Source organism: Bacillus sp. FJAT-50079 (assembly GCF_018343515.1).
GTDB lineage: Bacteria > Bacillota > Bacilli > Bacillales > Bacillaceae_C > Lederbergia.
Genome location: NZ_JAGYPD010000008.1, coordinates 1 through 12,472, shown reverse-complemented (window position 1 = coordinate 12,472; position 12,472 = coordinate 1). Strand labels below are relative to the sequence as shown.

Here is a 12,472-nt window from a genome sequence, read left to right as displayed (position 1 = left end):
AGGGTCATACATGCCGGAAAAGACAGAATACCAAAACCAAGGAATGGTCGTTGTACTAGACTTCGGAAGTCAGTATAACCAATTAATTACGAGACGAATTCGAGAATTCGGTGTTTATAGTGAATTGCACCCTCATACAATGACAGTTGAAGAAATCAAGGAATTAAATCCACAAGGAATCATTTTGTCGGGAGGTCCACACAGTGTGTATGCAGATGATGCTTTTCGCTGTGATGAGCGCTTATTCGACCTCGGCGTTCCTGTATTAGGCATTTGCTATGGAATGCAGTTAATGACAACTCATTTTGGTGGAGAGGTGGAAAGAGCTAAAGACCGTGAATATGGAAAAGCAACGATGACAATTAACGAAGACAGTGTTCTTTTCTCTGAAACGCCAAATGAGCAAGTCGTTTGGATGAGTCATGGTGACCTAGTCAAGGAAGCGCCGGAAGGTTTTGTCGTTAATGCAACAAGTGCGACATGTCCGGTTGCTGCGATGAGCAATGAAGAGAAACAACTGTATGCCGTACAATTTCATCCAGAAGTTCAACATTCCGCTTATGGAAATGACATCTTGAAAAACTTCGTATTCCACGTTTGTAAATGCGAAGGAAATTGGACAATGGAGAATTTTGCCGAGATGGAAATGGCGAAAATTAGAGATATTGTCGGAGATCGCAAAGTATTATGCGCGCTAAGTGGAGGCGTTGACTCTTCGGTCGTCGCTGTTCTTATCCATAAAGCGATCGGGGATCAACTAACATGTATTTTCGTTGATCATGGACTTTTACGTAAAGGTGAAGCGGAAAGTGTGATGAAGACATTCACAGAAGGCTTCCATATGAATGTGATTAAAGTGGATGCTTCAGAACGTTTTCTAGGAAAACTAAAAGGTGTAACAGATCCTGAGCAAAAAAGAAAAATCATCGGAAATGAATTCATTTATGTGTTTGACGATGAATCAGCAAAACTTGAAGGAATTGATTTCCTAGCGCAAGGAACGTTGTACACGGACATCATTGAAAGTGGTACAGCAACAGCGCAAACGATCAAATCCCATCATAATGTCGGCGGATTGCCGGAAGACATGGAGTTCACATTAATTGAACCATTAAATACTTTATTTAAAGACGAAGTCCGTGCACTTGGAACCGAACTTGGCATTCCAGATGAAATCGTTTGGCGTCAACCATTCCCAGGACCAGGCCTAGGCATTCGAGTGCTTGGTGAAATAACAGATGAAAAACTAAAAATCGTCCGCGAGTCAGATTACATTTTACGTGATGAAATAAAGAAAGCTGGCTTAGATCGCGACATTTGGCAATACTTCACAGTCTTACCTGGCATTCGCAGCGTCGGTGTCATGGGAGATGCGCGCACATATGACCATACTGTCGGCATTCGTGCGGTTACTTCCGTAGACGGAATGACATCAGACTGGGCAAGAATCCCATGGGACGTATTAGAAAAAATCTCCGTAAGAATCGTGAATGAAGTCGAGCATGTAAATCGGATCGTTTATGATATTACGAGCAAGCCACCATCAACGATTGAGTGGGAATAAAAGGAAAGGCCCTGAAACCCTTGGTAACACAGGTTTCTAGGGCCTTTTTTTGATAGCACATGTACATTTTGGAGCTTTGTTAGAATAAATTGGTTGTTACTGTAATGTTAGGTTTCTATATTCAATTGTTTTGTTTAATCTGTTGGCAACGAGGAGACCCTTATCCTGAGTATAGTTTTTACCAAAATGAGAAATAGTGAATTTTTGATTTGTGCGTCTTTCATATTTCTTATTTCTCCTTAGAAGGAAATCAGAAAACGTTAACTCCAAAATATGGTTAACCTATTGTTGTATCGAAAAAGATTGCGATAAGATTAAAGCTAAATTTCAATATTGCCAAGAATTTTGAATTACACATTTGAGAATTTGAAAAAGGAATTCTATTTATATATTTCAATGGATCTTCAAGTTAAATCTCCTATTAAGTCTCGCGTCTCCTTGTAACCTACCCTGAAAAAACAAATAGAAAAGAAGCAAATTTATTGATCAACTTGCATCCGTCACAAGATATTCACATAATTAGTACTTTTTTATTCTTCACGCAAGCTTTGAAGAATTCATGTTGATATTATTTTTTCATTTGGTATACTAAACATAGTATTGAAATTGATAATCATTATCATTGTTTTTGTGTTGTCGCTGTGCACTATGTGAAATAGAGATTATTATTATTTAAATCGAGCATAAAAAACATAGATATTAATTTTTTCAATTCAATAATCTATTTATTTATAAAGTTTATACATAAGGAGAGAGATATAGGAAATGAGAAAATTTAATTTTTTCAAATTAACTTTTATAATGGCAATTTTTGCTATGATGTTGGTAGCTTGCTCAAATTCAAGTAATGAAACTGGTAAAACTGGTGAAACGGATGGGCAAGAAAATAATTCTACTGAAGCTGTAAATGATTCTAATGAAGCTTCAACGGTTGAAATCACTGATGCTCATGGAACGGTTACTATTCCTGTAAATCCAAAGAATGTAGTTGCTTTGGATAATAGAACGTTTGAAACTTTATCTGATTGGGGAATTGAGTTAGCGGCTGCTCCTAAAGCTGTAATGCCTGAGGATTCACCATATGTAAGTGATGAGTCAGTTCAAGATATTGGAAATCACCGTGAACCAAATCTTGAAATTATCGCAGCTGTTGAGCCTGAGCTTGTAATCGTCGGTCAAAGATTTGGTAGCTATTATGAAGAGATTAAAAAATTAGTGCCAAATGCAGTTGTTATTGACCTGAATATTGATGTTTCTGAGGAAGCTGCTACACCTGGAGAAAACTTAGTAAATGGACTTAAGGATGCTACAACTACTTTGGGACAAATTTTTGATAAAAACGAAGAGGCGAAACAATTGGTAGCTGATTTTGATCAAGCGATCGAAGACGCTAAGTCTGCCTATAATGGAACGGATACAGTTATGAGTGTAATCGTTTCTGGTGGGAATATTGGTTTTGCAGCTCCTCATACTGGACGTGTTTGGGGACCAATGTATGAAATTTTCGGCTGGGCTCCGGCATTAGAAGTTGAAAAATCTACATCAGATCACCAAGGTGATGAAGTTTCTGTTGAAGCAATTGCACAAAGTAATCCTGATTGGATTTTTGTAATGGATCGTGATGCTGCGGTATCATCTGAATCTGATGCAGTTCCTGCTCAAGATGTTATTGATAATGCGCCTGCTCTTCAAAACGTAACTGCTGTTACTGAAGGAAAGATCGTTTATGCACCAAATGACACTTACACAAATGAATCAATCCAAACTTATCTAGAGTTATTTGAAAACCTTGCAAATACGTTAGGTAAGTAATCTAAAGGAGTCTCACATAGTGCAAAAAAATATAGTTACTGGGGTTGAGAATAATTCTCAACCCCAGCTTTATAACCACAATAAGATATGGACAAAACCTTTTATATTCGCTGTGCTAGTTGTTATTATTTTAGGTATACTGTCACTGTTTACCGGAGTTTATGATATACGCGGACAAGAAGATGGAATGGATATGTTTTTCATAACGCGTGTGCCAAGAACAGCCGCACTGATGCTTACTGGAGCTGCCATGTCAATGGCAGGACTCGTCATGCAACTGATTACACAGAATCGTTTAGTTGAACCTACCACAACAGGGACGATTGAATGGGCAGGTTTGGGTCTCCTTCTTGTTTATTTAATATTTCCTGCCCCAACTTTAATGCTAAGAATGACGGGTGCAATCACATTTTCTTTTATAGGAACGATGATTTTCTTTTTATTTTTAAGAAGGGTTAAACTTCGCTCGTCTTTAATTGTTCCGATTATTGGGCTGATGCTTGGAGCAGTTATTTCTGCAGTTTCCACTTTTGTTGGACTCCTTTTTCAAGCGACGCAAAATATTGAATCTTGGTTTGTAGGTTCTTTTGCGGCTGTTCAAATTGGAAGATATGAATATTTATGGCTAATTGTTATCGTTACGATTCTTATTTTTATGTATGCGAATCGATTGACTTTAGCTGGACTAGGGGAAGATGTTGCCACAAGTCTTGGCGTAAATTATAATCGGCTCGTTCTTTTCGCTACTGGTCTGATTTCTTTTGCAGTTGGAATTGTTGCAGCTGTAATTGGAAACTTACCTTTTTTAGGTTTAATTGTTCCGAATATTGTTTCCATGTTTAGAGGCGATGATCTTAGAAGTAATTTGCCTTGGGTATGTGTGATCGGAATGGGTACGATAACGGTTTGTGACATCATTTCTCGAACAATTATCATGCCTTTTGAAGTACCTGTCTCTTTAATACTCGGAACAGTGGGGGCAGTCGTATTTATTGCTATTTTATTGAGACGAAGAAAACCAAGGAGGCTAAGATGAAGATGAACGCATTGGAATATAGAAATACAGATAATGTCGTAATCAATTCTAGCCTTCGAAAAGAAAAGAGATCAGCTAGAGCTTTTCGTAATAAGAAAGAGGAAAAACGTTATTGGATTTTGCTCATCACATTGATTGCTTTAGGCGTTCTTTCTTCGTACGGGCTTTTAGTTTATAACAATCCGGTTCCAATCGATTCACCTTCTTTTATCCCGGTTGTTAAAAGAAGGATCGTCGCTGTGGTTGCAATGATTATTGCTGCAATTTGTCATAGTTTGTCAACCGTTGCTTTCCAATCGATTACGAATAATCGCATTATCACACCTTCGCTTCTAGGCTTTGAATCACTGTACTCAGCCATTCAAACGAGTACAATATTTTTCTTTGGTGCTGGTGCATTGATCGGGTTTAGTGGCACTGGATCATTTCTGTTTCAAGTGATGGCTATGGTCTTGATGAGTTTGATCCTTTATGGATGGCTGCTTTCTGGAAAGTATGGAAATTTACAACTTATGCTTTTGGTTGGTATTATTATTGGAACTGGGCTGAGATCCGTCTCAACTTTCATGAGAAGACTTCTTTCGCCATCTGAGTTTGATATTTTACAAGCAAGATTGTTTGGTTCCGTCAATAATGCAGATGCTGCCTATTTTCCTATTGTCATTCCGATGGTAATCATTGTAGCGATATTACTTCTTACATATTCTAAGAAATTAAATGTATTGTCACTTGGCAAGGATGTCGCTACTTCATTTGGAGTGAAACATCAATCTGGTATCATTTATACGCTTGTTTTAGTTGCTGTTTTGATGTCCATTTCAACGGCTTTAGTTGGACCACTAACTTTCTTTGGCTTTTTAGTTGCAACGTTGAGTTATCAAGCGGCGCCAACTCACGATCACAGATATATTTTTCCAATGGCGCTTGCTATCGGATTTTTGATACTAACAGGTGCATACTTTTTTATGTATCATGTATTCAATGCTCAAGGTGTAGTTTCAGTTATTATCGAACTGTTTGGTGGAATCATATTTTTAATTGTAATTTTAAGGAAGAGGGCTTTATGATAAAAATTGAGAATGCTAGAAAGTTGTATACTGATCAGGTAAAAATAGGACCTTTGGATATTGAAATACCAAAAGCTGGTTTTACTTCTTTAATTGGGCCTAATGGTGCTGGAAAGTCTACAACACTTTTGATGATTGGAAGACTTTTGCATATGGATGAAGGTCAAATTAAAGTGGCAAATATGGATGTTTCTAAATCTAAATCAAAAGACCTAGCAAAAATTGTAACCATTTTGCGACAAGAAAATCATTTTGTAACGAGGCTTACGGTCAGGCAACTAGCTGGATATGGACGTTTTCCTCATTCGCAAGGAAGATTAACGAAAGAGGATGAGGCTATTATTTCTAAATATATCGATTTTTTAGACTTGACTGATCTAGAAAATCGATATTTAGATGAGCTTTCAGGTGGTCAAAGGCAAAGGGCATATGTTGCAATGGTTTTGTGCCAAGAAACTGAATATGTACTTTTGGACGAGCCTCTGAACAATCTTGATGTCGCTCGTTCTGTTCAAATGATGGAGCATTTGAGACAGGCTGCGAATGAATTTGGAAGAACCATTCTAACTGTGATGCATGATATAAATTTTGCAGCCAAATATTCTGATCGAATTTGTGCGATGAAAGATGGACAAATTGCCGCTTTTGGAACTGTAGAAGAGATTATGGATCCAGAAATTTTGACAGATATTTTTGAAACGAAAATAGAAATTATCGATGGTCCTTATGGGCCAGTAGCGATTTATTAGTTATAAAATGAACTTGAACTTCCAAAAAAATCAAAAGTAAACTAGTTTTTAAAAAGGAAAATGTGGATAAAAACAAGGTCGAGCATCATTGCTTGACCTCGTTTTATAGACAAGAAAAAGATGGGTAATTTCTCATTCATCTAAAAAAAATATTCTTGTTCTAATAATGTTTTTCGGTAACAACATTACTTTCTATCAATACTTCGTAAAAACTTCGTTATTATATTTCTTCCGACTATTGACCATTCCTTATCTGAGTACGTGCAAAACAGGCTTTCTTTAGCTCTAGAAATAGATACAAAAAAGTAGCAGTTGTTTCTCCAGGGTCACTTTCATAAGACTAGAAAGCTGAGTCATCTTCAACAAGAAAGACAGTATTAAACTCCAATTTTTTTCTTTTATGAATCGTCATAATAGGGACAGATCTTTTTATCAAAATAATCAATAGCTAAATCCCAATTTTTAGACTGTAAAAGATATTCAAATATATATAAGTTGAAATTAAGATGTTCTTTTAAACGGATGCATACCTAGTTGATTGGGCGACTTCTGGGGGGAGCGGCAAACGTCCGCCTGGAACGGAAATCAACGGCGTTTACTTTCAGCATTTTAAGTATACTATTTATTTCAACTTATATAGATTCTAGAATTTTTTTAGTCGCTCGTATCTATGAAAAAATCTTGTCCCAATTACGCTGAGGCATATTCGATTAGTACGATTGTGTGCTAGAATAGCTTTATTCATAATATGCAGGTATGTGAAGTGGGGATGAGTCAGTTGGTAGTTAAGCATAATCGATATGTATTAGTATGTATAGCGATCTTATTTATCTTAACGTTGATTTCTCATGGTAGTGCCTCGGCGAAACAGTCTGCTGCATCAAAGGGGTTTGATTTTAGTAATCAGCTACAATCGAAAGATTTTTATACGAATTTAGATGGGGAATGGCACTTTTTTGAAAAGAAATTATTAACACCCGATGAGGTGAAATCGCAATGGAGCGATGGAATGGTAGAGGTAGTCACGCTTCCTGAGTCATTTCAAACCCATACGGGAAATATCAACTCATTCGGCACATATAGCGCAACTATTAAAATCCCTGAAGAATATATAGAGAAAGCATTAGCCATATACATACCATATCAATACAGTGCTTACACTCTTTTTGTAGATCAAAATGAGATCTCTAGGAATGGTATAGTTGGGCAAGATTCATCTATACATGCTACTGAAATGTCACCAAGAATAGGGTATTTTTTTGCGCAATCAGATGAGGTATTACTTACGATTCAAGTATCTAGCTTTGACCATATTCGCGGAGGACTTGAAAACTCAATTTATTTTGGCGAAGCATCGACTGTATCTCGAAAATTTAATACGAATATTATAGGAACTCTCTTTATTAATGGTTGTATTTTTATCATTGGTCTGTTTATGGTTCTCTTTTCTTTGTATCGCAGACAAGAACAAGTGTTTTTTATATTTGGTATGTTTTCTATGCTCATTTCTGTTCGCGCTTTATTTGCGGTTCCTTTTTACTATACGCTTTTATTTTCAGACATGTCTTGGCTTTGGGGCACCAGATTAGAATATATACTGACAGAGGCAAGTTCATTGTTCTATGTTATTTTATTATGGCACTGGCATAAAGAAGAGTTTTCCAAAAAAGTGCTATACGTGCTATCTATTGTACATATTACGCTCATTGTCACTACTTTATTTACACAGCCCGTATTTTTCCAAGCACTCTTCTTCAAAGTATTTTATTTAGCTGTTCCTACCTTTTTCTATTTAATTTATGTAATTTACAAAAGCATTCGTAACCAGAATAGAAATGCAAAAATTAATTTGATTGGAATGGGAATCATATTTCTTGCCTTTTTTAATGATTTTGCAATCGGGAAAAATTGGTATCACTCATGGACATTAATGTTACCGGCTGTCGGTGTTTATGTAATGCTTAATGTCATCCTCATGAGCAAAGATTTTGCGGAGAGGACTCAAAAGACGGAGCAACAAAACAAGCAATTATTAGCTTTAAATGCTTCGAATGAGGAACTTGCTATTCAACTCCAAAAAGAGATTAAGCGAAAGGATGAATTTCTTGCAAATACATCCCATGAGCTTCGGAATCCATTACACGGTATCATTAATATTACACAGTCTATTTTACGAAATAGATCAAGGCAATTGGATGAAAAAGTTCAAGACGGCTTGACTCTTCAACTGACAATTGGGCATCATATGTCACGGACATTAGAAGATTTATTGGACATTACTCGTCTGAAGGAACACCGGATTCATCTCCAACTCGAAAATATAGATGTCAGAGCTGTCTCCGTAGGCGTTATCGATATGCTTAAAGTTCTCATTGAAAATAAAAATATTCAAATGGAAGTTAACATCATAAGTGACTTCCCGCATGTAGTTGCCGATAAAAACAGGTTGATTCAAATATTGTTTAATCTTCTTCATAATGCGGTGAAATATACGGATGAAGGTACCATTACTGTTACGGCCGATATAAAGGATGGAATGGGCCATATCCATATTGCGGATACGGGAATTGGGATAGATGAAAAAACGCTCCAAATTATTTTCGAACCATATGAACAAGGTGATTCCAGTATTACCGCAATTGGAGGTGGGCTCGGTCTTGGGCTTAGCATTTGTCGGCAATTAGTAGAACTGCATGGTGGAACAATGCGGGCGAGTTCTGTCTTAGGTGAGGGATCGGTATTTACATTTACGTTACCGCTAGCTGAAGGATCGACTGAAAAACCAATAGCAGCAGCGGCACCGCTTATAAATATAAGTGAACTTCCTTTTAAAAAAATACCGAGTGCGATGAATTCAATGATAGAATTATCCACTGAAAATAGGGTAGCATCATATAGACCAAGAATTTTAGCAATCGATGATGATCCAGTAAACTTAAGAGTGTTAACAAATATTCTTTCTGAGGACCAATATAAGGTAGAGGTTGTTACTAGCGGAAAAGAAGCGCTGGGAAAACTCGAAAGAAATGATTGGGATCTAATTATTTCGGATGTTATGATGCCCAACATGTCCGGGTATGAATTAACCCGTTCGATACGGGAGAAGTTTTCCATATCTGAGCTTCCAATTTTGCTCTTAACAGCTCGTGGCCATACGGAAGATATTTATACTGGATTTTTAGCGGGGGCAAATGATTACGTAGTAAAACCAGTTGATGCCATAGAATTAAATGCTCGGGTGCATGCTCTAACAAATTTACAAGTATCAATTAATGAACGGTTAAGAATGGAAGCTGCATGGCTGCAAGCGCAAATTCGACCGCACTTTTTATTAAATACGCTGAATGCGATTGTTTCATTAAGCGAAATAGATATGTCGAGAATGGTCCAGCTTCTTGAGAAATTCTCACTATACTTGCAAAGTAGTTTCTATCTAAAAAACATAGACAATCTTGTGCCACTTGAATATGAACTTGAATTGATTGAATCCTATTTATATATTGAAAAAGAGCGATTTGGAAACAGGCTGCATGTAAAATGGGAAATAGACGAAGTTGAAAATGTAATGATTCCACCTTTATCTATCCAAACATTAGTAGAAAATGCAGTCAATCATGGCGTATTAAAGCGTACCAATGGAGGAGTAATAATTATACGAATCCATAAAAATGACGGTTATACGGAAATTTCCGTTATTGATGATGGTGTAGGGATGGATGAGGAACAGATTAAGCAAATCTTTTCAATCCAATCCGATCAAGAAAAGGGCATTGGACTTGTCAATACCGAACAACGTTTGAAGCGATCATATGGCAAAGGTCTGCATGTTAAGAGTACAGTCAATGTTGGAACATCGATCACATTTACTGTACCAAATAATAGTTCATCTGTATAAAGAACAAATAATAAAAGCTAAGTCTAGAGACCAAATTTAACTTCTGTTCCAAGTTGTGAGATTTTATATTTTCGGTAATTCTGGAATAACCCTAAACTAAATACGTTAATATCAATATTGGGAGTAATGAATAAAGGGATCTTTCGGGGGGAATCTGAAAGATCCTTTTCCCGTTATTTAATATTATTAAAAATAGACAATGCTTATAAATTAAGGGACAACCTTCAAATGATTAGGTAAATAAGTCTATCAATCTATTTAACTTGAATCAGTAGAAGTCTCCCTACATCTATAAGTGCAGAAGCGTAATGTTTTTAATAATGGAAGAATATCGCTAGGAGATAAGAGAATCTGCATGGCTGATAATCAATTAAACCTATCTTAATGTGCTTAAAAGGCGTGTAGAACATGGAAAACAGTGTGTTCAGATGCAACTCTAAAAAAATAAAAAGATATTCCTTGACCATCTAGTTTTAAAGTGATAGAATGTTTTTATCGTTAAATTTAGCGAAACAATTTCTTGGAATTCTCTTAAAAAGAAAAAAGAAAAGTGTTGACGGCTCAAATTTAATGTGATATATTAATAGAGTTGCTCCTTGAGAGTGGTGCTGTTTGATCTTTGAAAACTGAACGAAACGAACGTCAAATTATTTTTTAAACAATGGTTTTAAACCATTGCCAGCAAGAGTAAGGATCAACGACTAAGAACGTCACATCCTGTGACAACGTCGTTGTGACTCGCATCGTGCGAGCCTAAACTTCTTTTATGAGAGTTTGATCCTGGCTCAGGACGAACGCTGGCGGCGTGCCTAATACATGCAAGTCGAGCGAATGGATGGGAGCTTGCTCCCTGAAGTTAGCGGCGGACGGGTGAGTAACACGTGGGCAACCTGCCTGTAAGACTGGGATAACTTCGGGAAACCGGAGCTAATACCGGATAATTTCTTTCCTCGCATGGGGAAAGGTTGAAAGGCGGCTTCGGCTGTCACTTACAGATGGGCCCGCGGCGCATTAGCTAGTTGGTGAGGTAACGGCTCACCAAGGCAACGATGCGTAGCCGACCTGAGAGGGTGATCGGCCACACTGGGACTGAGACACGGCCCAGACTCCTACGGGAGGCAGCAGTAGGGAATCTTCCGCAATGGACGAAAGTCTGACGGAGCAACGCCGCGTGAGTGATGAAGGTCTTCGGATCGTAAAACTCTGTTATCAGGGAAGAACAAGTATCGGAGTAACTGCCGGTACCTTGACGGTACCTGACCAGAAAGCCACGGCTAACTACGTGCCAGCAGCCGCGGTAATACGTAGGTGGCAAGCGTTGTCCGGAATTATTGGGCGTAAAGCGCGCGCAGGCGGTCTCTTAAGTCTGATGTGAAAGCCCACGGCTCAACCGTGGAGGGTCATTGGAAACTGGGAGACTTGAGTGCAGAAGAGAAGAGCGGAATTCCACGTGTAGCGGTGAAATGCGTAGAGATGTGGAGGAACACCAGTGGCGAAGGCGGCTCTTTGGTCTGTAACTGACGCTGAGGCGCGAAAGCGTGGGGAGCGAACAGGATTAGATACCCTGGTAGTCCACGCCGTAAACGATGAGTGCTAAGTGTTAGAGGGTTTCCGCCCTTTAGTGCTGCAGCAAACGCATTAAGCACTCCGCCTGGGGAGTACGGCCGCAAGGCTGAAACTCAAAGGAATTGACGGGGACCCGCACAAGCGGTGGAGCATGTGGTTTAATTCGAAGCAACGCGAAGAACCTTACCAGGTCTTGACATCCTCTGACAACCTTAGAGATAAGGCGTTCCCCTTCGGGGGACAGAGTGACAGGTGGTGCATGGTTGTCGTCAGCTCGTGTCGTGAGATGTTGGGTTAAGTCCCGCAACGAGCGCAACCCTTGATCTTAGTTGCCAGCATTTAGTTGGGCACTCTAAGGTGACTGCCGGTGACAAACCGGAGGAAGGTGGGGATGACGTCAAATCATCATGCCCCTTATGACCTGGGCTACACACGTGCTACAATGGATGGTACAAAGGGCTGCAAGACCGCGAGGTTTAGCCAATCCCATAAAACCATTCTCAGTTCGGATTGCAGGCTGCAACTCGCCTGCATGAAGCCGGAATCGCTAGTAATCGTGGATCAGCATGCCACGGTGAATACGTTCCCGGGTCTTGTACACACCGCCCGTCACACCACGAGAGTTTGTAACACCCGAAGTCGGTGGGGTAACCCTTTTGGGAGCCAGCCGCCGAAGGTGGGACAGATGATTGGGGTGAAGTCGTAACAAGGTAGCCGTATCGGAAGGTGCGGCTGGATCACCTCCTTTCTAAGGAATATTGTTGGCAGCTAGGCCAACAAAAA

The 12,472-nt window shown here is 38.8% G+C and carries 7 protein-coding genes and 1 rRNA gene; 7 read left to right on the top strand and 1 reads right to left on the bottom strand.

Annotated features, from left to right (window positions below; genetic code table 11):
* Window positions 1-10 precede the first annotated feature (10 nt).
* The 5 genes from guaA to KHA95_RS20060 all read left to right on the top strand — a co-directional run bounded on the left by guaA (window position 11) and on the right by KHA95_RS20060 (window position 6,228).
* The gene (gene guaA / locus KHA95_RS20080) at window positions 11-1,564 is read left to right on the top strand and encodes a glutamine-hydrolyzing GMP synthase (protein ID WP_213139358.1); all 1,554 of its coding nucleotides are present in this window, start codon (window positions 11-13) and stop codon (window positions 1,562-1,564) included.
* A 765-nt stretch (window positions 1,565-2,329) separates the two neighbouring features.
* Window positions 2,330-3,376, top strand: a complete 1,047-nt coding sequence (locus KHA95_RS20075) for a siderophore ABC transporter substrate-binding protein (protein WP_213139357.1) — start codon at window positions 2,330-2,332, stop codon at window positions 3,374-3,376.
* Window positions 3,377-3,395: 19 nt separating this feature from the next.
* Entirely contained in the window at window positions 3,396-4,412 is a 1,017-nt protein-coding gene (locus tag KHA95_RS20070) for an ABC transporter permease (protein WP_213139356.1), read from the top strand.
* Between the two features lie 2 nt (window positions 4,413-4,414).
* Window positions 4,415-5,479 (top strand): iron chelate uptake ABC transporter family permease subunit, encoded by a 1,065-nt coding sequence (locus KHA95_RS20065; protein ID WP_213139496.1) that lies wholly within the window; start codon window positions 4,415-4,417, stop codon window positions 5,477-5,479.
* Window positions 5,476-6,228 carry an iron ABC transporter ATP-binding protein gene (locus KHA95_RS20060; protein ID WP_213139355.1) on the top strand — a complete coding sequence of 251 codons (753 nt, stop codon included), beginning with the start codon at window positions 5,476-5,478 and terminating at the stop codon, window positions 6,226-6,228. The genes KHA95_RS20065 and KHA95_RS20060 overlap by 4 nt, the downstream gene beginning before the upstream one ends.
* 340 nt (window positions 6,229-6,568) lie before the next feature.
* On the opposite strand, the gene KHA95_RS23410 is transcribed toward KHA95_RS20060, so the two are convergent.
* Window positions 6,569-6,664 (bottom strand): 3'-5' exonuclease, encoded by a 96-nt coding sequence (locus tag KHA95_RS23410; protein WP_481748464.1) that lies wholly within the window; start codon window positions 6,662-6,664, stop codon window positions 6,569-6,571.
* A 333-nt stretch (window positions 6,665-6,997) separates the two neighbouring features.
* Between KHA95_RS23410 and KHA95_RS20050 the strand changes: the two genes are divergently transcribed.
* Window positions 6,998-10,123: a hybrid sensor histidine kinase/response regulator gene (locus KHA95_RS20050; protein WP_213139353.1), complete on the top strand. Its 3,126-nt coding sequence runs from the start codon at window positions 6,998-7,000 to the stop codon at window positions 10,121-10,123.
* 762 nt (window positions 10,124-10,885) lie between these two features.
* Window positions 10,886-12,437, top strand: a 16S ribosomal RNA gene (locus KHA95_RS20045).
* Window positions 12,438-12,472 lie beyond the last annotated feature (35 nt).

Excerpts from the sequence above, each read along its gene's own strand:
- guaA (WP_213139358.1), top strand. The coding sequence starts at position 11 with ATGCCGGAAAAGACAGAATACCAAAACCAAGGAATGGTCGTTGTACTA.
- KHA95_RS20075 (WP_213139357.1), top strand. The coding sequence starts at position 2,330 with ATGAGAAAATTTAATTTTTTCAAATTAACTTTTATAATGGCAATTTTT.
- KHA95_RS20065 (WP_213139496.1), top strand. The coding sequence starts at position 4,415 with ATGAACGCATTGGAATATAGAAATACAGATAATGTCGTAATCAATTCT.
- KHA95_RS20060 (WP_213139355.1), top strand. The coding sequence starts at position 5,476 with ATGATAAAAATTGAGAATGCTAGAAAGTTGTATACTGATCAGGTAAAA.
- KHA95_RS20050 (WP_213139353.1), top strand. The coding sequence starts at position 6,998 with ATGAGTCAGTTGGTAGTTAAGCATAATCGATATGTATTAGTATGTATA.